Below are 25187 nucleotides of genomic sequence, written 5' to 3'. Positions count from 1 at the left end.
CGCGGCCGCGCAGATCGAGAGCATGGAGACGAAAAATGCTCGGGCCTGGCGTATACTGCTCGATTGCTATCTCACGGCACACCGATTCAAGGATGTCATACAGGCATACGAAGCGATGCCAGAAGAGAACAGGAAGGACTTTGCCTGCCGGCACGTCTATCTTCTGGCGGCTGCCAATCTGAAGCAGTTCGATGCGGTTGCTGGGATCATCCAGGGTGCCTTGAACGAACCGAATTCCATGGCCGCGTCCGAGTTCCTGAACAAGGTCCGCCCTTTCGCCGAAAGAATGGGGCCGGATGCGCATAGGTTTGTGGTGGAACGAATTGTCTCTCAACGGACTTGGCTGGCGGCGGAGCAGTTCGACACGATCCTCAAATGCGCCCACGATCTTCGCGAGAAAGGCTGGGAGCAAGACGCGATCGATCTGGAGAAGGCGCTACGAGACGCAGCAGGCAGCGCCAGGACGGGAATGAAACTGGACATCTTCGATGCTCAGCTCCACTTCTGGAGCGGACGCTATGACCTTCAGCTTGCCTCAATTAACTCGGTCCTCTCGAAGCAGGGCCTAACCCCGGTCCAGTTGAAGGATGAGAGTGCACCGTTCGCCTGCGAGAATCTAAAAAGTGCGCCGGCCAATCCTCCTTTGCAGGGACCATTGGTGTCGATCCTGGTGCCGGCCTACAACAGCGCCGGAACCATTTCGTACGTCTTGGAGTCCTTGCGCAATCAGACCTACCGCGACTTCGAGGTGATCGTCGTGGACGACGCGAGCACCGATGACACTGCCAGCATCGTGGCGCCGTTCTGTGATGCCGACCCACGCTTTCGCCTGTTGTCCATGGGGCGTAATTCGGGCGTATTTGTTGCCAGGAACATGGCGCTTGCATCCGCCACGGGAGAGTTCGTGACCAATCAGGACGCTGACGATTGGGCTCACCCGCAGAAGATTGCTACCGCGGTTGCCGAGCTCCGGCGAGATCAATCGATCATCGCGACTTGGGTAGATCATGTTCGCTGCTCTAAACAGCGCGGCTTCAGGGCTCTGAACGGCTACTTCAGGCCAGATGCCTCGTCGCTCATGTTCCGACAAAAGCCGGTCCTGGAAACGATAGGATACTATGACTCCGTGCGCGCGGCAGGCGATGGGGAGTTTCATCTCAGGATGGGTCGGTCGTTCGGTTCAAGGTCCATACGAAAGATCGACAAGCTGCTCTCTTTCGTGAGTTGGTCGGACGCAAGTCTCTCGGGGGGAGGGGCTTTCCAGATCGACAGCGATCTGGGTCTTTTCAGTCCTGCACGGAGCGCATACCGCAAAGCTTTCGGCCTCTGGCATGAGACCGCGAACCCGCTCTACGTGCCTTTTCCTCTTGAGAAGCGGCCGTTTCCGATACCGGACAGTCTCGCCCCCTCGCCCGGACATGGCTCCTGAGCGTCGGACCCGGCTCATGACTGGCCGGTCCTGCCAACAACGCCGCTTCCACACGAGCGTCGGCTGAACGACTGGCGACGATGCGTGGCCGACATTGGGTTCTGGCAGCTTCAATCGGCCGTTGAGATCCTGTGGGGATTTACGTCGGGGCCGAACTCAACCCCTTGGATGTCAACGCCGCCAGCAGAGGCTCGGCGTAGTCTGAACCGATCACGACAGGAGCACAGCCGAAGCGTTGCCTGAAGGCTTCATGCTGCTCGTCCGAGAGGCCAAGCTCGGTCACCACATACAGGCGCTCGGTTTGGATGCTCGGCAAAGGATGAGGAGGGTCGTTGAGCAGATCGGAGCCGAGTACGATTGCAGTCGTGCACAACACGGCCTCACCCGGAACGATGTTTTCTGCGAGCCCAATGGCAAGAGCCGTGCGAGCGGGTGAGGCGATGTTGGCTTCCGCCCGCCGGTAGGATGGCCAATGAGCCAACCCCAGTTTGAGGCCGGCTCGGGCCAAAACGTCCCACTGGGCAATGTGGTGTTCGGTCGAGTGCTTAGCATCGGCGAAGTTACCGACGATCACGAGGTCTATGTCCGTGATTTCTCCCTTCTGCCCCAGCAGGATGCGCGGGGCTGGAAACCGACGGGTCTCCGTCATGCGGAGGTCCGGTTCGGGTTTGGCCAACTCGCTCGCATGCCAAAACCGGTAGGCTTCCTTGTACTGCCGGCGTGCCCCATAGTTTACCGTCGCAAGGCCGGCCGCTTTGGTTTGCGTGAGAGACGAACCGCTGAAGAGGATGAGGGTCAGGGGCGTGCCCATGAAGAGCTTGTTCGTTATTAACTTGTGCTTGGCCTTCACACGCTCATAAAGTTCTGAATCAGCGCCCATCCGGGTTTGGTCCCAGCCGCCGAGTTCGACCAGCATTTGCCTCCTCAGGAGCAACGACGACGTGTTCTCCATGAGCATCCCGGCCATGTTCGCTTTCACATCGAACTGGAGGTCGGAGGAGACTCGAACGCCAATGGTTGTGCTAATGCTCTCGGGATGGGAGGTTGCATAGAGCATCTGGGCGGCAAATTTTTCTGGATGTGACCAATCATCTGCATCATGAACAGTCACGAACTCTCCGGTAGCATGTGCAAGTGCGGTGTTCCGGGCCGCATAGGCACCTCCATTCCGCTCATGACGCAAGGGAATAACGCGGCTGTCGGTCTGCGCGAAGCGCTCGATGACCTGCCAGGTATCGTCTTGGCTCCTGTCATCGACGACCAGCACTTCCAGGTTGCGCCATGTTTGGTTCAGGATGCTGATTAGGGAAGTAGGCAGGGTGTCCGCGCAGTTGTAGGCGGGCATCAGAACACTCAATTTCGCCGATGCTTCCACCGGACGGGGATGCGGAACGGTGATATTGCCGAGGGTCAGCGGAGCTGCCTCGTTCATCTTCTCGATCTTCGAGAAGCCTGCACCCTCATAGACTTGGTTCAGCAATGACAGCCTTTCGGCGTCGGCTGAGGATGCCGAGCTCTGAAGGCGCGCCAGCGCAAGGCTGATATTAGCCGCGGACAGACAGAGTTCCGCTTTAGGTTCGGCTCCTCTTGACGCCCACTGCAGCCAGTCCCGGGCTTCATCCGGTCGGTCCAGCTGAAGCAGGCACTCGACTATCATGAGCTGGGTATAGGCGTTGCGGCGCATCCTGGGGATGGCTGTCGTCATTAGAATGAGGTTCTCAAGAGCTCTGCCGTAATCTCTGTTAAAGGCATACCACTTGGCGAGAGACCAGGCAGTCGATGCAAGGACCTTGCGGTCCCGCTGGTCTGATAGCTTCGAAAGCTCGAGCTCCTTGGCCGTCCTCTCCCCAAATCCGCACCACATCTTAGAAGAGAGGTGGTGAAGGCGTTGGTTGGGATTTGGCTGCAGAAGCCTTTTCCACGCGCGTCCGTTCAGAGCGGAAGGAAGCAGGTCTACACCGATAGCAACTTTTTCGACGAGTTCCGGAAATTTCTTCTTTATGAGAACCCGCCCCTCTGCTGGAATCAGGTGCCTAAGTTTCTTTGCTATGGCCATATCTTTAGGCTCAACCCGCAACTTCTAGATGAATCTGAGACGTAAAAGATACAGCCTTCTCCTCGGCCGATATGGGTCCGCGCTTATTCATAACCTTGATCCAGATAGAGAAAGCCAAGCCGCCATCCCAAGTGTCGGCTAAAATCCATCTGGGTTGCAATATCTTGCGTAAAACTGGGTGTCTAGAAGAAGAAGCGCAGCCGGTTCACATTTTGGCCCCGGACCAGCATTCCCATTGTGATCACCGTTGCGCATGAACCAAAGGACCTCCGCATCGTCTCCCTAGCTGCGCAGCATTGATCCAGGAAGGATCACAGCCGTAGCAGGGCTTTCAATAGTAGGGCTGCACCCGAAAGCTTCCCCAGCCCCGCCTCCGTAGACCTCATCCGGCTCGAATACGTTTGCCTCTGCCCAACCCCCTCGATGAAGCCACTCTAGGAATGCGTGCGGGCCCCGCTGCCATTGGATCGGGTGCCACCGACATGAGGTGTCGAGGGTGAAGATCTGCTTTCCCTTGGGGGACAGGAGCGCGTCCAGGCTGCGCAGGCTCTTCTCAGGCCCCATTTTGCTGCCCTGCAGCCAATAGGAGTGGATGCAAAGATCCACCTTGGAGCGCAGGTCGACAGGTACGTCGGCCGGATCCGGCGCGAAGGTGACTTTCTCCAATCCCTCGCAAATGAGTTGGAGGACGTCGTCAGATCCAACAACGAGGACTTGAGTATCCGCCAGCCTCGCATGAGCATAGACGGCGAGCGCCAGTTTCCGGTGATGTGGCAGGGCGCCACAGCCTGTGCACTGGATGTCCAACTGGGATGGGGCGCTCGGCAGGGATGTGCCGCAGATAGGGCATTGGGGCTGAATGGGCCTGCGGCCGTTATCAGCTTTGTCGCGGGTTGAGGCTGGGGGCGTGGCAACTGCGCCGACTATGCGCGCGGGAAGCCGGTTCTTCAGGAAGATGCGAAGCGACAGCGGCGTTAGGTTCTTGATAGCTCTGGAGATCATCGCGTCATCGTCAATTCGGCTGCTGTTCTCATGAGGGGCTGGTCACATGTGCGTCCTCGCACCGGACCTTATCATGTCCTGCTCCCGAGGCGAGAAGAAGTGCCCCGCCTCGGAGAACGAGCGCAGCCTCGCCGCAGCCTCGTCAAGATCCTCTGAACTGCCGGTCCTCCTTGCCCACAGGAGCCTGACGAACCAGAAGTCCGGCAGGTCGTCCGGTGTGTTGCTGTACTCATGACCTTCGGCAAAGAACAACTCGAGGCTGGCCGGATCAAGCAGCAGGTCCGACAAGGTGTGGAGTTCCTTTCCCAGCAGGGGAGCATCAACCGCGATATTCACTGCGGCGAGTAAAGCAGTAAGACGCTTGATCAGCTCAACCTCGCCTTGGTCCAGATCATTGACCGGAAGAACCAAGCGTCCGAGTCCTGCATCCTCCGAGAACAGCAGAGCCGCGGCGATGGTCGGTATGAGGGCATTTAGCTGACCTTTCCCTGGTGAGAACAAGCCAAAGTTGGATGAAATGGTCATGTTGCGCGGGCCCGCCAAAGTCGTCTGCGCGCTCTCGCTCAGCTTGAAGACAACGTCCGGTCTCGTGACCCTCACCGTTGCCGCCATCCGATAGGATCCGTCGCCCAGGATTGCGGTGCGGATGCCCGATGGAATGCGGGCCGGCGAGAGATCGACGCCCTCAAGAAGCACGTTGCGCGGAGAGAACAGATCGCGCAGCGATCCTGCCACATCAGCCCCACAGCCGCGTGACGGGCAAAATCGACCCGAGACGAACGCAAGCAGAAGCAAGGCGTGAGCTGCCGCCTCCCGGTCCCTGTTCAGGTCCGTGATGCGTCCGTCCATCCAGGCATTGGCAGCTGGAGGAAAGGCGTCGTACCGCTCTGGTGAGTACTTGATGGTGATGATCCGCTCGGAGGGGTCGAATACGGTCTCGGTCTGCAAATCAAGCCTCCGACATGTGGCGGCCACTCGTCAGGAAGCGACTTATCTTCGCGTGAACGAGAGCCCTGACTGGCGCTTCGAGCGGCGGAAGGCCCAACCGGTACTCCGCCTTGCCAGTTGCGGCAAGAAAGCAACGGCTGCAGTGTTTGCCTAACGTCCGGATGAGTCCTTCGATATCGTCGCCGACCCGAAAATACTCCCCTTCTCCGGCATCAGTTCCTTCGAAATATGCTTCTATCCGAGATAGGTCGGAATGGGCGCGGGGGAGCACGAAATTGCTGACGTGCTGAATCTCCCCAATCTCTGAGAAGGTGGAGATGATCTGGTTGCAGTCCTTGTTGCTGTCGCAGGCGACGGTGATGGTCTTGACGCCGCCTTGAGGGCCCTTGCTGAACTTGATGTTGATGGGTCGGCGATCAGCCAGCATGGACCTCAACACATCCATTATCCCACCGTCCGCAGGCGGGGGGCTTCGGAACTCGAGCTGCACCCTCTGGGACAGCAGATGCCGAGGCAGGTGCTGAGATGCATCCATGACCTCCGAGAAGGCAATCTGGATCTTCGGGTTCGCTCTTGCAGCTTTCCTATATTGCTGTTCGAGGTCTGCCGACACCGCAGCACGGGCCATAGCCTTGCTGATGGTCGACGTGGATTTCTGAGCCAAATTGTCGGGACCAGCATGATCGTATGGGCGCAGACGCCGAAGGATGACGTAGTGACCGCAATGAGCTAGCCGGACGCTCCCGCGCGCGATCCTGTTCAGCAGGTCGAAGCTGGAGTTCGCCTGAAATGTCTCGTTATATCGGTAATGATCAAGGGTCCGCCTCCTGATCAGAATGCCCCCATGGGCGGGGCCCCTACCAAACATCATCGACGGCAGATCGAACGCTTTCCATCCAGGGTTCGGGGTTAGCGCGCCTGACTGGTCGTCGAAGGCAATCCAGCCGCCATAGGTGCCGGCAAAGTCATGCGCGATGGCGCCAAGCTGATGCTCCAGTCTCTGGGGCAGCATCAGATCCTCATCATCCTGGATTGCGATGTACTCTCCGCGCGCCAGCCTGTTGGCATGGTTCCTCGCATAGGCAATGCCTCTGCTTTCCTCGAGCCGGATCACGCGGAGTCGCTCGTCGCCGAAATCGTCGAGCCTCGGCCTCAGGGCCTCGTTCGATCCGTCGTCGACGACAATGATCTCAAAATCCTGGAACGTCTGCTCCAGACAGCTGCGCACACATTCGCGCAGCAACTCCGGCCTGTTCCTCGTTGCGATGACGATGGATGCCGTGGGATCGGACGAGCGGGATCGCCGAAAGGAGCGCGACAGGTTTCTGACAACCGTGAAATCCTGATCGAGAAGCTTCTTGTTGTTCTCGACAATCTTTGCCTCTGCCGGAGAAGCTCCCCGGGAGTCCGGAGGGTGCCAGATGTGGTAGATCTGGGCCTCAGGGTTCTCGACCCAGTTCAGGATCGCTCCCGAACGGCGGGCTCTTTGCACGAAGTCGTTGTCTTCTCCGCCCCAGACCGTCATCCGCTCATCGAAGCCGTGTAGCCTCGAGAAGAGAGCCTTCCTGAAGGTCGCTGAGCCGCCCATGCCCCATCTGGGGCGGATTGCCGACACCTTGAAAAGATGGTTCCAGTCGAAATGCGAAAGACTTTCAGAACCGAAGCCCTCGGGAAGATCCCGGCATTGGATGATCTGCACGGAATCCGGCATGCGCTGAAGGTTATGAATTAAGACGTCGTGGGACTTTGGTGAGAATATTATGTCTGCATCTGTTGTGAGTATGTTGTTGCTTGAAGCCTCCGCGATGCCTGCGTTGAGAGCCGATGAGCGGCTCCAAACATCAGCTCTACTATAGATGTACTTGCAACCAAACTTTTGGGCTATCTTGGAAACATCGTCGCAGTTGGCTGACCCATAATCTGAAATAATAATTTCCAGGTCCGGAGTATCCGACTCTAAATGTGACCTAAGAGCAACCTTTAGGCGATCTAGCCCCCAGTTTCGGATGCCAATGACCACGCTGAGAGGGGGCTCGCTAGCCGATCCTGAAAACTTGCTCGAAATATCCATTCTGTTAGGTCTGCAGCCTTGGCGATCAAACCGGTTTCTTACCGTGCTGAGCTCTCTTTGAGAAGGGCGGGTAAGTTGTAATATCCAAGGCTGGCTATTAAAGTTCCGGGTGTGCAGGCTCAGATTCCATTCCACGATAACTTGCCGCCTCATGCAGAGCGTCCAAGTGGTTAGGACTGGCTTGCCGCACCCGGTGCGAAGGCAATGGATCTCACAACGATTAGATCCCTCAGTCTTCGTGTTGCTGCAGAGGTGTACTGCTGCAGTGCTAAGAGGCTACTGAGGGTCCATGGCTGAGCTCTCTTGGCTGACGGAAGTTATCTGAAACAGATCTGGCCGAACCTGACGCAGGCGTTCCTCCAAAGGCACGGCCAAGCTTCTGCTGAATGATGCAGTCATGTGATGGTTGTCTCTATAGACAAGCAAGTTCCCCACGACAGCAAGGCACCGTGCCGGATCACAGAAGTGATCGGAGAGGTCGATAAATGAGACATTGCCAGGCTTAGAGGCGAGCCTCGAGGAGGGATCCATGTCATCCAGAACGTCTAAGCGCCGACGGCTGCACTTAAAAACATCCGCAGAGTGCTTCTCAACGCACTCCGGTATGTTGGTACCGAGCCACGGATTGTCGCGAACGGCCACAACTGTCAGCCCCTTTTCGGCAAGACGGGCCCATTGCATCAGATAACCCTCCGGGATGATCTCTCTCGGTTTTTCCAGACCGTGCCCGATAGTGGGGCCGCGGTAGGGACGTGTTGAGGTTGTGAACACGACATCGGGCCTCAATTGGGCCAAATACCCGATGATGTTCTCGTTCCACTCAATGCAGGGCTGCTTGCGCTGAGCATTGATCTCAAAGGGGCAGGCGCTTTTCGTGATGCTGAGAACACGCCATCCATATTGATGAGCGAGCTGCTCAAGGGCTTCGAGCCAATGCGCAGAATGTGACCCGCCGACCAGGGCAATTGTTTTAGTTGGCGCGCGATCGTTCCCATAGTTGCACGCGAGGATATCGGCCTTGCGCTGATCCTGGTGGCACTTATCGACAAATGGCTTGGACTTGTCATCCTTCGCGACGCCGGGATGGGGTTGGATCGCTAGGCCAGGCTTTATTGCAGTGTCGCCTGAGGCCATGACGGATCCGCCAGGATAGTCCTTGATCGAAAGACTTCGGATGTCGTCTACTCCGCCGTTTGTCAGGATCCAAACGGCTGTCACGGCAAGCACAGATGCGGCCATTGCGGCTCCCATGGCGTGGATATGCCATCGGCGGACCTTGCCCAGGGAGGAGCGCTGGATCGGCTGCTCGATCCAGCGGTTGGCGAGGTATGCGCCGCAGAACGCCACCGCAATTACTGTTAATCCAGTCCCTAGGCCGAGATGGGTCCGCCCGGTCAGGAGCATGGCGAATATCAAAACTGGCCAGTGCCAGAGGTAGAACGAGAATGAGATGTCGCCCAGTGCCACCAGCGACCTGGAGGCCAGAATCTGGGTTGCTCCGAAGCGCAGATTGCCGCCGCCTGATAGCAGCACCAGGGCCGCTCCCATCGTTGGCCATAATGCGACATATCCTGGAAAGTCTGCGGAGGCGGGGAGAACAAAGCCGCAACTGACTACCAGTGCAAGGCCAGCCCACCCTGCCAGCCATCGCAGCGCTGGCGGTAGGGTTCGCCGGGGCAAAGCAATGGCAAGAAGGCCCCCTAGGGCAAACTCCCATACACGCGCAAACGTGTTGAAATAGGCTGGAGATGGGTCCTCCCCGGTCTCGATGATCGAATAGGCCAGGGAGGCCAGGAATACGGCTGTCAGAGCCCCAATGTAGATGCCTGTTCTTGACCTAACTCTTCTCGCCGCGATGCCGGTTGCGAGGAGAAGAAATGGCCAGACGGCATAGAACTGCACCTGGACGGAGAGAGCCCAAAACTGCTGAACCGGACTGGGGGCTTCCTCGCGGGCAAGGTAGTCCACCGAGTTCATCATGAGCTTAATGTTCTCAAGATGAACGGCGCTGTAGAGGACCTCAGACAAAAAGCCCACCTGCCGAGATTTGGGCATCCACAGCAGGGCAGCGAGAAGCGTAAGCGCGAGCACCAGATAAGCCATTGGAGCGATGCGCTTGGCAATCCGACCCCAGAAGGCGATCACGTCAATTGTCTGGCTGTTCTGAACTTCCTTGTAGAGCGACCCCGTGATCAAGAAGCCAGAGATGACGAAGAACACATCCACGCCGCCCGAGACTCGCCCGCCCCAAATGTGGAAACAGGCAACGAGCAGCGCCCCAATGACACGGATGCCTTGAATCTCAGGTCGGTAGTTCTGTGTTTTGGCAATCGTGTCGGCCATTCGCTCGATTTTCCATGACTGTAACCTCGCCCGGAGGGAGGTCATACAAGTCTGTGCTGCACAAAGGAAGACCGAGCGTCCGCACTGGCAGCGTAGCATGTCTTTACTAATTTGGACGCCGGCATAGTAGGTGCTACTATGTTCCCGGCAGCTATCATCCTGCTTGGCCCGGGTCTTTCCTACCTGTCGGGGCCACCATGCCGAAAGATCTGTCACTGAGCCTTTGCGGGTCGCGACGATTGGCAACACTTTGAACGGTCCTGGGCTCTCGCACCCAGCCGTTCGTGCCGCGCGCTTTAAGGTCGGCTGTCGAGGTCCGCTCCAGCGGCAACGGAAACCTCGCGGCAAGGTCAGTCCGTTAAGATGGGTTTTTCAGCGCCGGTTAATCTTTTTGATGACGCGATGGAACGCTTGCACGATGCGAACGGGGTCACTCACCATCTTTGCCAGGGAGGTAGCAATGCCCGTATCAACCAAAACTGATATCTCGTCGATGCAACCGGCCGCCTGGCAGCGGAAAAAGCGCCGCTCGCGGAAAGACAACCTGCAAATTCACCCCATAAATCTCAGAGGTCTCTTCCCCAAGCGTCCCTTGGTCCTGGGTGAGGACGAGAGCGAGTACGATGAGCTGCTGTTCAAGGTGATGGCGGCGAGGAAGCCCGCGGATATCCTCGAAGCCATGTGGGCCGAGGACATTACTGACCACATAGGGACCCAACGCCCACGGCGCCCAGGTCGACCTCCTGAACCAGGGCGTTCAAGAGGCACTGGAGGATCACCTGCGAGCAATAGAAGGGTCGGACGTGATTGACGGAGTTGAGCACAGCATTCCGCCTCTCCTGGCTTTCTATACTGTGGTCGACGACCCAGCTCTTGAGGACGTCATAGACCTTCTGTTGCAGACCAGCACACCACACATTGGCCTTGTGTCTCTCCCACAACTTCAGCCGCCCACGATCGCAAAAGCCTAAGTCGGAAGGAGCACTGCTCGGACAGGCGCTGTGAGGCTTAAGATACTGCACCGGACTGAGACGCAACGCGTCCGGTGCATCTGATTCGCAACAGCCAAGGTCGACGTTGCAGGGTGGGGCTGCCTCGCTGACCTGGCGCCTTGCGCGGGATCTCTGGAGACCGAGTCTAGATGACGAGAATATCCATATTGGTCATCCTTAGGCCAGTCGAGAGCTTCGCCACCACAATCTGCTCTGTCGCGCCACTACCGTCGTGATCGTAGTAGAGAACGCCTTGGTCGCGATCATAGATGATGCGGTCGGTTGTATCATGCGCCTCCGTCCCGGTCCTGAAGGCCGATGATCTCAGCTGACCCTCACGCCCTAGACCTGTGAACACACTGTTGTTCAGCCAGAACGTGTCATTGGCAACCGAGAAGTCTCGGATGGTGTCGACGTCCGCCTGACTGTTCGGAACTGCATTGTAGACGAAAGCATCCCTGCCAGAGCCGCCGCGCAGAATGTCTGCGCCCGACTCGCCGTAGAGACGGTCATTCCCGCTTCCGCCACTCAGAACATCGTCATCGAAGCTGCCATAAAGACGGTCATTTCCGCGGCTGCCAGTCAGAGCGTCATTGCCGGATCTGCCGTCCAGATTGTCATTGCCGCTCCCGCCAAACAGAGCGTCATTGCCATTACTGCCGTGAAGGTGATCATTCCCGTCTTCCCCATAAAGGCGGTCGTCCCCATGGCGGCCGTAAAGCCGATCGTTCCCAACGCCGCCCATGATACGGTCGTTGTTCGCCGTGCCGAAGAGAGCATCGTCCACGTTCATATACTGGAGCTGGCCGTAGAGAGGGGCATCGGAGCGGCTGACGCCATCCGGGAAGCTTGTGGTCAAGTTCAGGCCAACCGAATGGAGCACTGACGCGACAACCGAGTTGCTGTTCAGGTCACCTCCAGAAATTTCCTTGAAGATATCAACGCTATAGTCCAGATCCGCTTTCTCGATGTTGTTGGCATGCTGGACCATAATCTGCCAGACATCATTAGCGTCCCTGGTGCCAGTATCGAGAACCTCACGATGCCTCTCCTCGGGAGTGTCGGAGCCTCTCCGATCGGGCGAGGTGGCCAGATTGGCATCGACTAACGTCTCAAGATCACCATTCGATCCTGCTGTGCCTCGGATCACCTTTTCCGAGACGACGCGCCCTTGCTCGTCCGTAACGGTCTTGACGAGGTAGAGGTGAAGGAAGCCGGTATCGATTCCCTCGAATTCAACGGGCTTGGCCTCAATGGCAATCACGGTCGGCATGGGCAGACTCCTACAACGGTTCGGGTCGGCCCGGGCACAACATTTCTCCTTCATCAACTTTGCTTGTGGCTTTGCCGTTCCATGCTGTATCAAAGTAGCGCACAGTCTTTCCTCCGCCACAGTGCCGAGCTTGACCGTATCGGTCGCATGATTGCGGTCGCGAAAGCCCGTCGCCGATCGTTTCTTCAGGAACTGGAGCGGTACCGCGAGACCCAACGGGCCCGGGTCCGCAGGGCTGGGAGAAGCCACGCCTCATTCACAGAGTTAACCTCATCGTATTGACGGCAAATGGTACCGGGCGAGAGCCTCCCCGATGACCTACATGCCCGTGCGCACCAAGCCTCGACGGAGATCTGCGGCATCTGCAGCAGGCCTAGACATCATTCGGGGCGAGGACCACAGGACCTATCAGGCGCTGCATCAAGCGATCACCTCTGACATCAGTCCATGCGATGCCATAGGGACTGCGCTCACCCAAGCCATCATTGATGAGAACTGGGGAACCCCACGTTGCCGGATGATCGGGGCGTGCCTGCGGCTGGTCACAGGCAGGAAGGGGGCAGCCTGACCGCCACAGTTGTGCCGGCACGCACCAGCCAACCCGGAGGGCTGCGGGGTGGTCAGAGCACGGCATTGCGCCAGAGCGGGTGAACAACGCCATCGACGCAGATCGCGCCGGGACACGGACGACACTTCCCGCCACCAACAAGTATGGTCAGCGGATTCGTGCATGATCTGCGCGATGAGCTAGAGGCAAGCCAAGAGCACTTATCGGAGCGTCCCCCGATTGTTGAGGCACAGATCAACGTGTTGCGCGCCTGTAACATCAGGGCAAATCGGGTGCAGGAGATTTCAAATCAGCTATGGGAGACGCTTTGAGCGGCAGCGTAGCGATCTATCACCTTTTGATCTGCAGTCCACGACGTTCGGCCTCTCCTGAACGAACTTGGACATTTCTCCCGGCCTTCAAGCGCGAAAGCCTTCGTGACAGGCATTCCCCAGCTGCCAGGACCCACAAGCCGCCGAGACCAGATCTGACAACCTCACGGAAAGGTCGGCGGTGTAGCCTGTGTGAGTGCGCACAGACCGGTAAATGGGGCTTCGGTCGGGCGCTCGCTGACAACATCCCGGTTCAGAAAAGGTCGCGACTGGCACGCACCGGGTGCATGCAAAGGAGAGGACCAATGTCGCCCACCCCCGCTTCACGCCCGTCAAAGACGGCGCCCAGATCTCGAAAGCCGTGTCGTCCGAGAGACGAGGACGTTCAGGTTCATCCGGATGGCCTCGGTAGTCTTTTCGCCACACGCCCTCTGGTTTGGGGCGAGAGTGCACAGGATTATGATACGTTGCTAATAAAGGTCACGGCTGCCATCAAACCCACCGATGTGATCGAAGCCATGTGGGTCAGGGACATTACGGATCTGATGTGGGAAGGCGAACGCCTGCGGCGGCTCAAGAATGGCCTCCTGAGACGGCGTGCCCAGGAAGAGTTGGAAGACGTGCTGGAGGGTATCGAAGGAGCAAACGTGATCGACGGCATTCCGTCCATTGCAGCGTGCTATTCCAAGGGTCATAAACCCGCAGTCACTCACATAAAGGGCATCTTTGCTGAGCATGACCTCGACGACAATGAGATGACCGCACGGGCTTTTGCCTTTCATTTTGCCTCGGTGGAGCGCATTGAGCGGATGATCGCTGGGGTCAATACTCGCCGCGATCGAGTGATCGGTGAACTCGATCGGTATCGGGAGGGAGGCAAACGCCGGTCCCGGATGATCACCGACGATGTCACCGATATCGACTGAACCCTTGGGCACGACTCATGTGTTCCCCTCGAAGAATTGCTGCCAACCGTGCCAATGCCCAACGCAGCACTGGGCCACGCACAGCAACGGGAAAGGAGAAATCCCGTCGCAATGCGCTAAAACATGGTCTCTCCATTCCGGCTTCGGCCGATGCGGACTGGTCATGCGAGGTAGCGCGTTTGGCACGTCTCATAGCAGGTGAGGAGAGAGACAATCCCCGGATCCTAAAAGCAGCCGAGCGCGTTGCGCAGGTCTCCGTCAGCATGATTCGGATTCGGCACATCAGGACGACCTACTTTGACATTATGTTCCGCAACCTAAAAGTCATCGACTTTGCGCTCGAGATGCTTGGGAAGGGGTTAGCTCGGTTGGACCGTTACGAGCGTCGGGCCTTGTCGGGACACCGCACGGCCATTCGCGCCCTCAATGAGGAGTGCGCCGCTCTGCAGAACCACACGACCGAAAAGCTAGACGACTTATGAGGGGAAACCTTGCATAGTTGCCGATCAATGTATATACTAATATGTATATACGGAGATTTGGGATGGCGGTCGCCAAGGTATTTCAGTCCGGCAACAGCCAGGCTGTTCGGCTGCCGAAGCAGTTTCGCCTCACGAGCGATGAGGTCGAGATCTTTCGCCGGGGCGACGAAATCGTCTTGCGGGAGAAGCCCAGAAGTTTGGCCAAAGCCTTCGAGCTGCTGTGTGATCTCCCGGAGATCGAGCGCGACGAAGCCCCGCCTCAGGAGCGTGACGGCCTATAATGCTCAAATGTCGTTATCTCCTCGACACCAACATCTGCATCTACATCCGCCGGGAGCGCCCGCAAGCCGTCCTCGAGCGATTTCGGATCCTGCCTCCCGGCTCGACGGCGATCTCGGTCATAACCTATGGTGAACTGGCTTATGGCGTTCGGAAAAGCCCGGACCCCGGCAAAGCTATGGTGATCTTGGCGGAGTTGACAGCACTGATTCCGGTCTTGCCGATGGCCGCCAATGTGGCCGATATGTATGGGACCATCCGATCCGATCTTGCTGCTCGAGGTGAACTGATCGGCAACAACGATCTCTGGATCGCCGCCCATGCCAAGAGCCTTGAGGTGATCCTGGTCACCAACAACGAGAGGGAATTTCAGCGGGTGAGTGGCCTTCAGATCGAAAACTGGGCCACTGGATAAGTGCTGTCAGCTGAACTGCCTCGGGCGTGACCCATTCGGTGACGATGCGGCAACCTTGCTTGGTCAGCTCACACGTCTAGACCGCCGTGTGCCTACCCATGCCGCAGGTTTGCTGTTCATGGATTGCGTCTGTGCTCTGACGAGCCGTCCTTGGCTTCCGCAAGCGGCGGGCGACAACCCGAAGCTGGGCCTGAGGCTGTTGCGAGGGTTGGCCTGACCGCCATGTCGCACGTTGGAGCGCAATCAGCGAACTTGTTAAATGGGACGGAGGGTTATTGTCGCGGCACGATGGTGCCATCAATCTTTCTTTTCCAGCGGCTGCGTCTGCCACAGGGCAGGGGGCGTTTGGCTTCATTAGCACCGAGATGCTGGATCTTCTGCCGCTTCGCTTTGGCCGTGCGGCGGTGATCCTCGCGGGTCTTGGTGCGCCCACACGTCTCGTGCGCTGGTCCCATGTTGTCGGGCTCGTCTTGGCCTCCAAGCTCAAGCGCCCGGATGTGCTCAACGATCCAGCGCTCGCGAACACCATCAATTCTCCGTTCACAGATCGCGCAAATGCCCCGCGCCCGCTCCCAGATGGCCAGCCGCTGCCGCGGCGAAAGCCGGCGCCGTAGCGTTGTCCCAAGATCACACGGTCGGGCAAAGGGCATGTTGAGGGCTCCTCAGCGCTCGGCGCAGCCAGAGGGCGGGTCGTCCGACCGTGGAGAGCTGCTGTTCTGTTTGCTTTCGGCCGGAGAGGCGGTCCCGTTCTCACCCTCAAATGGGACGAGCCGTACCCGCAATCCGGTTGATGCGACAGTGGGCGCTTGAGGTGCCTGAGGAGAGGTGTGCGGCCTGTCACCGGCTTCTGGCTCGCCGGAGCAAGGGTCGCAGGACTTGCGAAGTTCGACCAGCGTACTGTCCAAGTTTCGACAAGAGAGAGCAGGAGAATGTTCATTAGGCGCTGCATCCTGCACGATCGCCAGTACGTTGTTCGCGCGGCGGGCCAGGACGAACGTTTCCATCGGGTCAAGGCCAAGCTGCTGGTTGCGCGGATCTCCCAGCAGCGACGCAACATCGCGGAGCAAGCGAACCAGAAGATCACAGTCGTGGCAGGTGCGCAGTGCAGCTTCTTCGGCAGCATTCAGGTCCCGCGCTATCAGTGCCGCGACAACAGCCCGCGCAGAATGGATGGCATACTGGATGTGGGTTGAAGGATCACACGCGGGCCAGTTTTGATCATGAACCATCGGAAAGCCTCACCTTGTCTTATGAACGATATAGCGTTTAGAACGTTAGTCAAGCGTGTTGAAAGTTCGACAGCATCGCTCCGGCCTCGCGGGGCTGTTGTCACGTCGCCTGCTATTACAAGGTCTCTGCAGAAGAGCGTTCGCCCTGATCCCTGATCACCTGTGGGGGATTTTGGCAGAACGAAGCCAACCGTGTTGGCGTGCTCTTCTGAGCCTCTGATCGACGGGGGCGGTTGACGCTTCCCCCACGATCTTTTCCCGCTCTCAAGTGTTGTGCTTCCTGTAGATCACCAGGAGGATTGCAGGGGAATGGCGGCAAACGGAGGGATTCTCGATTGCCTGATCGTCGGCGGAGGGCCGGCGGGGCTGACGACGGCGCTGTATCTGGCCCGCTTCAAGCGCGAGTTCCTTGTGGTGGACAGCGGAACGCCGCGGGCGGCCTGGATCCCCACCAGCCACAACATCCCGGTTTTCGCGGAGGGCATCTCCGGCAAGGATATCGTGGCGCGCGCGCGCTCGAACCTGGAGCAATACGGAGCACGGATCCAGACGGGGCGGGTCACGGGCCTGCGCAAGCAGCCGGATCGCTTCATCGCCGTGGTGGAAGGCAATGACGGCAGCACGAACCAGATCGCGGCCCGCCGCGTGGTGATGGCGACAGGCGCCGTCGATATCGAGCCCGACCTGCCGGACGTGCCAAACGCGGTCCAACGGGGCCTCGTCCGGTATTGCCCGATCTGCGACGGCTACGAGTCGCGGGATCAGAAGATAGCCGTGATCGCCTATGGGGCCCACGGAATAGGGGAGGCGGTCTTCATCGCCAGGACCTATTCCCGCGACGTGACCCTTCTTACCCTAGGGCAGCGCTTGGAACTGGACCCGGAGCAGCAGGGAAAGCTCGATGAGCACGGGATCAAGGTGGTGGAAAGCCCGGTGGAATCCCTCGACATGGAGGGCGACCGCATCTCCGCCGTGAACGCGGGAGGCAAGGAGCACCGCTTCGACGTACTCTACTCGGCGCTCGGGCTCAAATACCGCTCGGATCTTGCGATTTCCTTGGGCGCCGAACACGACCCGTCAGGCAGCCTGATGGTCGACAGTCATTGCCAGACCACGATCAAGGGCCTCTATGCCGCAGGCGACATTGTTCGCGGCATCGACCAGATCGTGGTTGGCATGGGCCATGCGGCGCTCGCGGCCACGCATATCCACAACCACTGCGAATTGCCGACCGAGGATGAGCCGGGCGGCGCCTGAAGTCCCCGTCTAAGCGAGGCCCTTGGCCAGGATCGGCAGGCTGGTGTCCATGCGGTAGTCGACCGAGGAGTGGTCGTCGTGGAACTCCTCGTAAGTATGGGGAATGCCGGCCTTCTTCAGCTTCCGGTGCAGGATCCGTGAACCGTAGACCATGTTGTACTGGTCGATGTCGCCGCAATCGATGTAGAAGGCTTTCAACTGGTGCAGGTTGTCCTGGTGGCCCGGATCATCCGCCATGCGCAGCGGGTCCCAGCGCAGCCAGTTGGCCCAGCGCTCCTCGATAACCTCGCAGGTCTCGAGATCCACCGGCAGGCGGACACCGTAGAACTGGCTCGGGTCGGGGTCGAAGCTTGCTGCCTGCGCCAGCAGCATCAGCACATGCCAGTCCTTGTCCTTCGCCTTCGGGCCGGCCTCGAACTTGCGCAGGAAGGCCTCGATGGACATGCCGTGATCCACGAAGTGGCGCAGCGCCCCGGTGAATTCCCCAAGGTGATAAAGGTATTCGAAGCCCACATCGCCCGAATGGGAGGCCGCGGCCGACCAGACCGATCCTCCGTGCCGCATGGCGTGGACCATGGCCCCGTAGCCGCCCGAGCTTTTGCCGAACACGCCCCGGCGCCCGTCACCTCCGCAGCCGAAACGCTTTTCCACGAAGGGCAGCATCTCGCGGATCAGGAACGTCTCCCACAATCCCATCGCCGCGCTGTCGATATACTGGTTGCCGCCGAGACGGGTGAAGCAATCGGGAAACGCCACCACGACCGGCGGCATCGCCCCGGTGCCGATCAGCCGGTCGAGCCGCTCCGGCACGTTCTCGCCGTAGTTCTTCCAGTTGGTATGGGCAGGGCCGCCGGCCGTGTAGCCGACGAGGTCGACAAGGAGCGGCAGATCCCGGCCGTCGTGGCCTGCGGGAACATACACATCCACCCGCCGACGGCTGGGGTCGCCCAGGAGATTGCCTTGCAGGCACTGGCTGTCGACCCAGAGGCTGTGCACCGCCCCCGTCGGTACGTTATGGTCCTTGCGCATCGGCGTCTCCATAGGCTCGTCGTGTAATCTTGTGGCGATCAAACGGGCATTTGTCCAGAATCTGGGCTCCGACGCCGGTTAATAAGTCCTTACGCCACCTAGCCATTCGGCGGGTGCCAAGTCTACGGTGCAACCCAATGCGTCATAGCCTGGGGGAGTAATCATGGCCGACAGTTTCCTGCCGCGATGGTCGTTGAAGACCGAAGGGGCCATCATGCCGGACGAAAGGCTGCCGACCGGCCAGATGGTGGTTGTGGGCCTGCAGCACGTGGTCGCCATGTTCGGCGCAACGGTGCTGGCGCCCATCCTGATGGGCTTCGATCCGAACGTCTCGATCCTGTTCTCCGGCCTTGCGACCTTGATCTTCTTCTTCGTGGTGGGAGGCCGGGTGCCGAGCTACCTCGGGTCGAGCTTCGCCTTCATCGGTCCCGTGCTCGTCGCCACCGGGGCGAGCGTGGGCAGCCCGAACCCCAATATTCCCCTGGCCCTCGGCGGCATCATCGCGGCCGGCGCGCTCTATTTCCTGATCGGGCTTGTGGTTCAGCTGGCGGGGCACCGCTGGATCGAGCGGATCATGCCGCCCGTGGTGACGGGCGCCATCGTCGCGGCCATCGGCCTGGTGCTGGCCCCGATCGCGATCAACAGCGCTTCCGGCATCACGTCGGACAACCAGGCCGGGTCCGATTTCGCGCGCTGGATCGCGCTCGCCACCGTTGTGGCGGTCGGGCTCGTGGCGGTTTATGCGCCGGGCCTCTGGCGCCGCCTGCCGGTTCTGGTCGGCGGCATCATCGGCTACTTCATCTACTTCGTCTGCGCGAACCTCCTGGGCTACGGCCAGCCCATCGATTTCGCCAAAATCGGCCAAGCGGCCTGGTTTGGATTGCCGTCCTTCCAGAGCCCCGTGTTCGATATACGGGCGATCAGCCTGATCGCCCCCGTCGCGGTGATCCTGGTGGCGGAGAACCTCGGGCACATCAAGGCGATCGGCGCCATGACGGGCCGCAACCTCGATCCGTATCTGGGCCGCGCCTTCATGGGCGACGGCATCGCCACGATGCTGTCGGGGGCAGCCGGCGGCACGGGAATGACCACTTACGCGGAGAACATGGGCGTCATGGCCGTGACCCGCATCTACTCGACGCTGGTCTTCATCATCGCCGCCGGGTTTGCCCTGCTTCTCGGCCTCTCGCCCAAGTTCGGCGCCTTCATCGGCACCATCCCGGGCCCGGTGCTCGGGGGGTTGTCCATCGTGGTGTTCGGCCTCATCGCCGCAACGGCCGGACGGATCTGGGTGGAGAACCGGGTGGATTTCTCCAACCCGCGCAACCTGATCACCGTAGCCGTGGCCCTGATCCTGGGCGCCGGCAATTTCAAGCTGACGGTCGGCGGCTTCACCCTGGACGGTATCGGCACGGCAACGTTCGGCGCGATCATCCTCTACCACATCCTGCGCGTCGGACCTGTGGCGGCTGAACATCCGCAGGCGGCCGAGTAGCCAAGGCCGCTCCGGAGCCTTGCCGTTCGGGCCCGCGTCGAGCTTCGACGCGGGCCTTTTTTTATCGAAGCCGGATGGCGTGATGCGGCGGTCCCTGCATGTAAAAGGCGGCCCTGGCGGCCGCCCTTTCAGGAAGGTTCAGGATGTCAGCGCCTGCGGCGGACGCGCACCGGAACGGGGCTGTGCGCAGGTGTCGCCAGGGCGAAGAAAAGCATCAGAGCAGAGAGCGATCCACCGATCAGGAAAAGTACTTCGGCAAGCTCTACATGGGATGCCAAGCCGGTGATTGCAGCGAGCGTAGTAACAATCGTAAAGATGCAAAATGCACGAAGGGCAATTGAACGATCCATTGGACATCTCTCCCAAGTGTTCTGGAAAACGTCCGGGTAAGAACCAGGTTCCATGCTCCTAAAAGGCATCTCGAATACTTTTGGTGAATTGCCGGACAGCTGTGAATTGAGTCTTTTTCGCGGAACCTCACAGTCGCGCTTGGCGTTGTTTGAACATCTTCGACTTCTGGTCGACTTCAAGTTAGCGAGGTAACACCATGCTCGGTTGGGCAGTCACTTTTCTCATCATCGCTCTGGTTGCGGCTCTGTTCGGCTTCGGCGGCATTGCCGGCACGGCCGTGGAGATCGCCAAGCTGATCTTCTTCGTTGCAATCGTCCTGTTTGCCATCTCGGCTGTCATCGGGCTGCTGCGCGGACGAAGCCCCATGTAACGGGGCATGCTCCTCTAAAAAAACGACGCCGCCTGAAAAGGCGGCGTTTTTCGTAGGGGCGCTTGAGGCGCGAGTTGGCCGAAACCTACCCCTGCAGGGCGGCGCGGGTCATGCTGTCGGGGCCTAAATCTTCGATGTCGTCGACATTCAGCAGGGAGGCGAGACGGAAGCGGGCGCGGTTCACCCGGCTTTTGATCGTCCCGACCGCGCATCCGCAGATGCTCGCAGCCTCCTCGTAGGAGAAGCCCGAAGCCCCCACCAGAAGAAGCGCTTCCCGCTGGTCGGAGGGGAGCTTGGCAAGGGCGGTGCGGAAGTCCTCGAAGTCCAGGCGGGAGCCTTGCTCGGGCTGGACCTTCAGGCGGCCTGCATAGGATCCATCGGGATCCTCCACCTCGCGGCGGCGCTTTCGATACTCGGAGTGGAAGAGATTGCGAAGGATGGTGAACAGCCAGGCATTCAGGTTCGTCCCTCGTTCGAACCGATGCAGGTTGGAGAGGGCGCGCAGGATGGTGTCCTGCACAAGATCGTCGGCTCTATCGACCTGACCTGATAACGAAATGGCAAAAGCCCGAAGGCTGGGGACCGCAGCAAGAAGAGCCTCTCGTAACTCGGGCTCCGGGTCTGGGGTCATTGAGACCCCTCCTTGGTCCCGTTCTTCTTGTCGAGCTGGTCGAGCAATTCCCTGAAACGGTCGGGCACGGGCTGCTGCATCAGCTCGTCGTACATGGCGCGCAACTGGTCGCCGATTCGTTTCTGGCTGCCGCTGTCGAGTTTCGGATCGGTTGCAAGCTTGTCGTCCAGGGAGTTGTCCATCACGGCCCGCGCCAGCTTGTTCCCCTTGTCAACCGTCATATTCTTCCCCTTGCCACCCCGATTTTTTTGGAGGGATGGCCAACCTTGGCAGTATCCGTATATTTGTTTTCGAGCAATAACGCTCATCGGTGCTCTCGGTTCCCTCCCGTGGAACTTTTGCAGCCCAGCCGAGTTTAAAGAACCATCGGTACAGCGAGTCAAAAGCACAGTTTAAGGGGAAGCGAATGTCGACAGCTCAGCTTGTCGTCCAGCACTTACCATATCTTCGCCGTTATGCACGCGCGCTCACGGGCAGCCAGATGGCGGGCGACGCCTATGTGGCCGCCACGCTTGAAACGCTCGTGAGCGAGCCGGAAACCATCGGGCCTTCCGGAAACGTGAAGGTCGAGCTCTTCCAGGTCTTCACACGGATCTGGAACTCCCTTTCGGTGAACGGCCGCAGCGAGCAGATCCAGCGCGATCTTCCGGCGGAGGTCCGCCTCGGACAGATTACCCCACTTCCCCGTCAGGCCTTTCTTCTGTCCTGCCTCGAAGGCTTCGGAGAGGAAGAGGTCGGCCAGATCCTCGATGTGGACACCAGAACCGTTCGTGAGCTTGTCGACGAGGCCGGCCGCGAGCTGGCAGCCGACATGGCCACCGACATCCTCATCATCGAGGACGAGCCTCTGATCGCAATGGATCTCGAGGCCCTGGTCGAAGGCCTTGGCCACAACGTGACGGGTGTCGCCCGCACACGGACCGAGGCGGTCAAGCTTGCCTCCGCCAAGCAGCCGGGCCTCATCCTGGCCGACATTCAGTTGGCGGACGGCAGCTCGGGCCTCGATGCGGTGAACGATCTGCTCAAGGCTTTCGAGGTGCCCGTGATCTTCATCACCGCGTATCCGGAGCGCTTCCTGACCGGTGAGCGGCCCGAGCCGGCCTTCCTAATCGCCAAGCCGTTCCAGCCCGCGAACGTATCCGCGGTGATCAGCCAAGCCCTGTTCTTCCAGCAGAGCGCCCGCCGCCGCGAACCCCGCGCCGCCACCGCCTAAGCCCCGTCTGCCAGGACTGGATGCAGTAATAGCCCGGCCGCAAGGCCGGGTTTTCTTTGGTGCTCATGTATTCAAGACAAAAAAAGACGGGCTCATAAGCCCGTCTGAGGTGCCGGCCAATGCACAAGGGGAATGCGGGGAGGACCAGGAGGCCGGTGCTTAAAGAACGCTGCTCGGAAAACAAAGGTTCCAGGCTTTTTATCCCTCTTTTTATTCTGCACTCCTACGTAAGGATGCAGGAACATCAAACATATGGTCGCGTTGTTTTTTCGAATAGTTTAGGTGGGAAGGCAGGAGACAGGGATGTTCCGCACGCCTGTGGCATTGACCGGATTGGCTGGGGTTCTTTTCTTCGCCGGGAGCTTCGTTCCCGCTTCCTTCAGCATCGCCTCGCTGGCGCAGTCCGAAGCCCTGGTTCATGACGCCGCGCCGCAGGCGGCTACGGCAAAGGGCGACAGAGTGGCGAGGGCCGTTCCGGCCGACAGTCTTGCCACGGTGTCGACTGTGGAGCTGGTTGGGGTGAGCCAGGCCACCGTCATCCTTCGGGACCGCGACGGGCGGGTCCTGTATCGCTCGGATCCGCAATCGGGCGTGACAACCTTCGCCCGCAACACGGACCTGCCCGTTATCACGCTGAAGGAAGAGGCTCACAGGCCTGTTGCCCAGCACCCCGTTCGCCGCCAGGAAGGCAACGAAGCTCCGCAGGAGCAAAAGCAGAAGCGTCGCAATCCGGTTGGTTGCGTGGGGGATGTCAGCCCCCTGGCCAAGGCCAGCGCCAACAGGATGCCGAGCCTGTGCCTCGCCCAGCTCCCGCAATCGCTTTCCTGAAGCAGCCAGGCGTCCCGTCGGCTGAAGCGCTCCGCCGAGGCATCTGCGCTGCGCCGGTAGTGTGCCGCGATGGATCGAGGGCGCCGAGTGCGTCCTATACCCCTTGAGCCTGAGCCTGGCTTGCCTGGAACCATTCGGCCCAGCGTCGGTTGCCTTCAGCAAGAAGACTATTGCCGCTTGTCGACTGACGGGTGGCAAGGTTGCTTTGCTGTCTCAGAATATAAAAAAGTATTCATGTGACGGCTTGAAGATATAGGTGCCTGTAACATTACTTTGAACAGGCTTATATTCGGAACGCTTGCTTGGGCTAAGCGTTACTCTCTCGCGCACTTTGGCGCATAACGCGATTCAATGTACCCTCAGGAGAAATAAGCAATGCTGAAGAAGCATATGGCAGCTTGCCTTGTAGTGACGGCTTTCGCGGCTGCGCCCGCCCTCGCACAGACATCCACCACCCCTTCCGGCGCCACCGACCGCCCGGCCGCTTCGGGCTCCGGCTCGACCACATCCGGCTCCTCGGCCATGCAGCCCGGCGCTGCCGGCGCTGCCGGTTCCGCCACGATGAACCAGGGCGCCTCGTCCGCCATGGGCCAGGGAGGCATGCAGGGTCAGTTCATGACCCAGATGCAGCCCGAGCAGATCATGGCTTCCGAACTCATCGGCACCCGGGTGGTCAGCGCCAACAACGAGTCGATTGGCGACATCAATGACGTGATCGTGGACCGGAACGGTCAGGTAATGGCGGCCGTGGTTGGCGTGGGCGGCTTCCTTGGGATCGGCGAGAAGGACGTTGCGGTTCCGTTCAAGTCCCTCGAGTTCGCCAATAGCCAGCAGGCTCAGGCCATGGACAGCAGCAACAGCGGTAACGCCGCCAGCGGCAACGTGGCCACCACCGGGTCGACTGCAACGACCGGCAATACGGCGACCACCGGCTCCGGTGCTGCCGGCTCGACCAACATGGCGGCGAACAACAATGCTGGCGCATCCGGCAGCAGCGCTGCCAACAACCAGCCCGAGCGCGTTGTGCTTCGCATGACGAAGGCTGAGCTGCAGGCTGCCCCGGCGTTCAATTCCGATGCCAGCAACACAGGCGGCACGACCACGGGTTCGGCCGGCAACACCACCGCTCCGAAGCAGTAACCGAACGATCAGCTTCGGCTGACAGGCGGCGCCTGGGGAAACCCAGGCGCCGTATGCTTTTGAGGGCGGCTTGGGATCGCAGCAGGCAAAATAAAAGGCGCAGCCATTGTAGCTGCGCCTCTAAAGGTGCCAGTCCAAGGGGGCATTCGGACCGGTTGTAGTCATAACGGGCCGCACTGAAACTGGTTCCGCGGAATGCGAGAGTTTTTTTCGCGGCCGGTTTTCGGGGCGAAACCGGACTTCTTGCCGCGGAAGGAACCCTGGCTTGGCGCATACGTTGCCGTTGCAAGAACAATGCGGAGGAAGCCATGACAGCTACGAACGAACTGGACGCCGTGCTTTGCCAGGAAGAGCTCCCGGACGAGTTTTCCCGGCTAACGTCGAGCTCTCCCTCCCGGGACAGGCAGTCGACGGCCTCCATGCTGAGCGGCATCATTCCCGTTTCCTACCAGGACGAGGTGACCTGTCCCTTGTTGCTGAAGCGTCACCTCCTCATTCCGGCATGGCCGCATGTTTCCGCCGCAGGAACAGGCCTCCGTGCCTGAGCGG

General features: G+C 59.6%; 23 protein-coding genes. 12 read left to right on the top strand and 11 right to left on the bottom strand.

Features of this window, described 5'->3' with window-relative positions; all coding sequences use genetic code 11:
• Positions 1–22 precede the first annotated feature (22 nt).
• A complete protein-coding gene (locus JKG68_RS13805) occupies positions 23–1429 on the top strand; it encodes a glycosyltransferase family 2 protein (RefSeq protein WP_202060349.1) in 1407 nt (468 codons plus the stop codon).
• Positions 1430–1568: 139 nt separating this feature from the next.
• Here JKG68_RS13805 and JKG68_RS13800 read toward each other — a convergent pair whose 3' ends face one another.
• The 6 genes from JKG68_RS13800 to JKG68_RS13775 all read right to left on the bottom strand — a co-directional run bounded on the left by JKG68_RS13800 (position 1569) and on the right by JKG68_RS13775 (position 12114).
• On the bottom strand, positions 1569–3485 hold the full coding sequence (locus JKG68_RS13800; RefSeq protein WP_202060347.1) for a glycosyltransferase family 2 protein: 1917 nt from the start codon (positions 3483–3485) through the stop codon (positions 1569–1571).
• Between the two features lie 282 nt (positions 3486–3767).
• Positions 3768–4487, bottom strand: coding sequence for a hypothetical protein (locus JKG68_RS13795; protein WP_202060345.1), 720 nt, complete (start codon positions 4485–4487; stop codon positions 3768–3770).
• Positions 4488–4529: 42 nt separating this feature from the next.
• Complete coding sequence (locus JKG68_RS13790; RefSeq protein WP_202060343.1) at positions 4530–5435, bottom strand: hypothetical protein; 906 nt, start codon at positions 5433–5435, stop codon at positions 4530–4532.
• Position 5436: 1 nt separating this feature from the next.
• Positions 5437–7641 (bottom strand): glycosyltransferase, encoded by a 2205-nt coding sequence (locus JKG68_RS13785; protein ID WP_202060341.1) that lies wholly within the window; start codon positions 7639–7641, stop codon positions 5437–5439.
• A 141-nt stretch (positions 7642–7782) separates the two neighbouring features.
• Positions 7783–9849 carry an acyltransferase family protein gene (locus tag JKG68_RS13780; protein ID WP_202060339.1) on the bottom strand — a complete coding sequence of 689 codons (2067 nt, stop codon included), beginning with the start codon at positions 9847–9849 and terminating at the stop codon, positions 7783–7785.
• A gap of 1137 nt (positions 9850–10986) precedes the next feature.
• Entirely contained in the window at positions 10987–12114 is a 1128-nt protein-coding gene (locus tag JKG68_RS13775; RefSeq protein ID WP_202060337.1) for a calcium-binding protein, read from the bottom strand.
• Positions 12115–13298: 1184 nt separating this feature from the next.
• Between JKG68_RS13775 and JKG68_RS13770 the strand changes: the two genes are divergently transcribed.
• The 3 genes from JKG68_RS13770 (at position 13299) to vapC (ending at position 15095) form a co-directional block, all read left to right on the top strand.
• On the top strand, positions 13299–13919 hold the full coding sequence (locus JKG68_RS13770; RefSeq protein WP_202060335.1) for a hypothetical protein: 621 nt from the start codon (positions 13299–13301) through the stop codon (positions 13917–13919).
• Positions 13920–14463: 544 nt separating this feature from the next.
• A complete protein-coding gene (locus JKG68_RS13765; protein ID WP_202060333.1) occupies positions 14464–14682 on the top strand; it encodes an antitoxin in 219 nt (72 codons plus the stop codon).
• Positions 14682–15095 carry a type II toxin-antitoxin system tRNA(fMet)-specific endonuclease VapC gene (gene vapC, locus JKG68_RS13760; protein ID WP_202060331.1) on the top strand — a complete coding sequence of 138 codons (414 nt, stop codon included), beginning with the start codon at positions 14682–14684 and terminating at the stop codon, positions 15093–15095. Before JKG68_RS13765 ends, vapC begins: the two co-directional genes overlap by 1 nt.
• Before the next feature lie 272 nt (positions 15096–15367).
• On the opposite strand, the gene JKG68_RS13755 is transcribed toward vapC, so the two are convergent.
• On the bottom strand, positions 15368–15745 hold the full coding sequence (locus JKG68_RS13755; RefSeq protein WP_202060329.1) for an HNH endonuclease signature motif containing protein: 378 nt from the start codon (positions 15743–15745) through the stop codon (positions 15368–15370).
• A 279-nt stretch (positions 15746–16024) separates the two neighbouring features.
• Between JKG68_RS13755 and JKG68_RS13750 the strand changes: the two genes are divergently transcribed.
• Together JKG68_RS13750 and JKG68_RS13745 are read left to right on the top strand one after the other, a co-directional pair.
• Positions 16025–16288, top strand: coding sequence for a hypothetical protein (locus tag JKG68_RS13750; protein WP_202060327.1), 264 nt, complete (start codon positions 16025–16027; stop codon positions 16286–16288).
• 345 nt (positions 16289–16633) lie between these two features.
• On the top strand, positions 16634–17581 hold the full coding sequence (locus JKG68_RS13745) for an NAD(P)/FAD-dependent oxidoreductase (RefSeq protein WP_202060325.1): 948 nt from the start codon (positions 16634–16636) through the stop codon (positions 17579–17581).
• 9 nt (positions 17582–17590) lie between these two features.
• Here JKG68_RS13745 and JKG68_RS13740 read toward each other — a convergent pair whose 3' ends face one another.
• On the bottom strand, positions 17591–18610 hold the full coding sequence (locus tag JKG68_RS13740) for an alpha/beta hydrolase (RefSeq protein WP_202060323.1): 1020 nt from the start codon (positions 18608–18610) through the stop codon (positions 17591–17593).
• 163 nt (positions 18611–18773) lie between these two features.
• On the opposite strand from JKG68_RS13740, the gene JKG68_RS13735 reads away from it, so the two are divergent.
• Complete coding sequence (locus tag JKG68_RS13735) at positions 18774–20105, top strand: solute carrier family 23 protein (protein WP_202060321.1); 1332 nt, start codon at positions 18774–18776, stop codon at positions 20103–20105.
• Between the two features lie 146 nt (positions 20106–20251).
• On the opposite strand, the gene JKG68_RS13730 is transcribed toward JKG68_RS13735, so the two are convergent.
• On the bottom strand, positions 20252–20455 hold the full coding sequence (locus tag JKG68_RS13730) for a hypothetical protein (RefSeq protein ID WP_202060319.1): 204 nt from the start codon (positions 20453–20455) through the stop codon (positions 20252–20254).
• 197 nt (positions 20456–20652) lie between these two features.
• Here JKG68_RS13730 and JKG68_RS13725 point away from each other — a divergent pair, with 197 nt between their 5' ends.
• The gene (locus JKG68_RS13725) at positions 20653–20826 is read left to right on the top strand and encodes a DUF1328 domain-containing protein (protein WP_009494036.1); all 174 of its coding nucleotides are present in this window, start codon (positions 20653–20655) and stop codon (positions 20824–20826) included.
• A gap of 85 nt (positions 20827–20911) precedes the next feature.
• Here the strand turns inward: JKG68_RS13725 and JKG68_RS13720 are convergent, their stop codons facing one another.
• Together JKG68_RS13720 and JKG68_RS13715 are read right to left on the bottom strand one after the other, a co-directional pair.
• Complete coding sequence (locus tag JKG68_RS13720; RefSeq protein WP_202060317.1) at positions 20912–21457, bottom strand: sigma-70 family RNA polymerase sigma factor; 546 nt, start codon at positions 21455–21457, stop codon at positions 20912–20914.
• Positions 21454–21678, bottom strand: a complete 225-nt coding sequence (locus tag JKG68_RS13715; RefSeq protein ID WP_246515414.1) for a NepR family anti-sigma factor — start codon at positions 21676–21678, stop codon at positions 21454–21456. Before JKG68_RS13715 ends, JKG68_RS13720 begins: the two co-directional genes overlap by 4 nt.
• A gap of 185 nt (positions 21679–21863) precedes the next feature.
• On the opposite strand from JKG68_RS13715, the gene JKG68_RS13710 reads away from it, so the two are divergent.
• The 4 genes from JKG68_RS13710 (at position 21864) to JKG68_RS13695 (ending at position 25183) form a co-directional block, all read left to right on the top strand.
• On the top strand, positions 21864–22670 hold the full coding sequence (locus tag JKG68_RS13710) for a response regulator (protein ID WP_202060315.1): 807 nt from the start codon (positions 21864–21866) through the stop codon (positions 22668–22670).
• Positions 22671–22973: 303 nt separating this feature from the next.
• Entirely contained in the window at positions 22974–23498 is a 525-nt protein-coding gene (locus tag JKG68_RS13705; RefSeq protein ID WP_202060313.1) for a hypothetical protein, read from the top strand.
• Positions 23499–23873: 375 nt separating this feature from the next.
• On the top strand, positions 23874–24638 hold the full coding sequence (locus JKG68_RS13700) for a PRC-barrel domain-containing protein (protein ID WP_202060311.1): 765 nt from the start codon (positions 23874–23876) through the stop codon (positions 24636–24638).
• A gap of 308 nt (positions 24639–24946) precedes the next feature.
• Complete coding sequence (locus tag JKG68_RS13695; RefSeq protein ID WP_202060309.1) at positions 24947–25183, top strand: hypothetical protein; 237 nt, start codon at positions 24947–24949, stop codon at positions 25181–25183.
• Positions 25184–25187: the final 4 nt, after the last annotated feature.

The organism is Microvirga aerilata (genome assembly GCF_016743775.1).
Lineage (GTDB): Bacteria > Pseudomonadota > Alphaproteobacteria > Rhizobiales > Beijerinckiaceae > Microvirga > Microvirga aerilata.
Note: the sequence above shows the minus strand (reverse complement) of the source record. Positions and strands in the feature narration are given on the sequence as shown.

Bases quoted from the DNA above. Each gene is read 5' to 3' on its own strand.
- JKG68_RS13725 (WP_009494036.1), top strand. From the start codon at position 20,653: ATGCTCGGTTGGGCAGTCACTTTTCTCATCATCGCTCTGGTTGCGGCT.
- JKG68_RS13705 (WP_202060313.1), top strand. From the start codon at position 22,974: ATGTTCCGCACGCCTGTGGCATTGACCGGATTGGCTGGGGTTCTTTTC.
- JKG68_RS13745 (WP_202060325.1), top strand. From the start codon at position 16,634: ATGGCGGCAAACGGAGGGATTCTCGATTGCCTGATCGTCGGCGGAGGG.
- JKG68_RS13800 (WP_202060347.1), bottom strand. From the start codon at position 3,485: ATGGCCATAGCAAAGAAACTTAGGCACCTGATTCCAGCAGAGGGGCGG.
- JKG68_RS13770 (WP_202060335.1), top strand. From the start codon at position 13,299: ATGTCGCCCACCCCCGCTTCACGCCCGTCAAAGACGGCGCCCAGATCT.
- JKG68_RS13795 (WP_202060345.1), bottom strand. From the start codon at position 4,487: ATGATCTCCAGAGCTATCAAGAACCTAACGCCGCTGTCGCTTCGCATC.
- JKG68_RS13805 (WP_202060349.1), top strand. From the start codon at position 23: ATGGAGACGAAAAATGCTCGGGCCTGGCGTATACTGCTCGATTGCTAT.
- JKG68_RS13775 (WP_202060337.1), bottom strand. From the start codon at position 12,114: ATGCCGACCGTGATTGCCATTGAGGCCAAGCCCGTTGAATTCGAGGGA.
- JKG68_RS13710 (WP_202060315.1), top strand. From the start codon at position 21,864: ATGTCGACAGCTCAGCTTGTCGTCCAGCACTTACCATATCTTCGCCGT.
- JKG68_RS13750 (WP_202060327.1), top strand. From the start codon at position 16,025: ATGTTCATTAGGCGCTGCATCCTGCACGATCGCCAGTACGTTGTTCGC.
- JKG68_RS13755 (WP_202060329.1), bottom strand. From the start codon at position 15,745: ATGCCCTTTGCCCGACCGTGTGATCTTGGGACAACGCTACGGCGCCGG.
- JKG68_RS13740 (WP_202060323.1), bottom strand. From the start codon at position 18,610: ATGCGCAAGGACCATAACGTACCGACGGGGGCGGTGCACAGCCTCTGG.
- JKG68_RS13700 (WP_202060311.1), top strand. From the start codon at position 23,874: ATGCTGAAGAAGCATATGGCAGCTTGCCTTGTAGTGACGGCTTTCGCG.
- JKG68_RS13720 (WP_202060317.1), bottom strand. From the start codon at position 21,457: ATGACCCCAGACCCGGAGCCCGAGTTACGAGAGGCTCTTCTTGCTGCG.
- JKG68_RS13715 (WP_246515414.1), bottom strand. From the start codon at position 21,678: ATGACGGTTGACAAGGGGAACAAGCTGGCGCGGGCCGTGATGGACAAC.
- JKG68_RS13765 (WP_202060333.1), top strand. From the start codon at position 14,464: ATGGCGGTCGCCAAGGTATTTCAGTCCGGCAACAGCCAGGCTGTTCGG.
- JKG68_RS13780 (WP_202060339.1), bottom strand. From the start codon at position 9,849: ATGGCCGACACGATTGCCAAAACACAGAACTACCGACCTGAGATTCAA.
- JKG68_RS13695 (WP_202060309.1), top strand. From the start codon at position 24,947: ATGACAGCTACGAACGAACTGGACGCCGTGCTTTGCCAGGAAGAGCTC.
- JKG68_RS13735 (WP_202060321.1), top strand. From the start codon at position 18,774: ATGGCCGACAGTTTCCTGCCGCGATGGTCGTTGAAGACCGAAGGGGCC.
- JKG68_RS13730 (WP_202060319.1), bottom strand. From the start codon at position 20,455: ATGGATCGTTCAATTGCCCTTCGTGCATTTTGCATCTTTACGATTGTT.
- vapC (WP_202060331.1), top strand. From the start codon at position 14,682: ATGCTCAAATGTCGTTATCTCCTCGACACCAACATCTGCATCTACATC.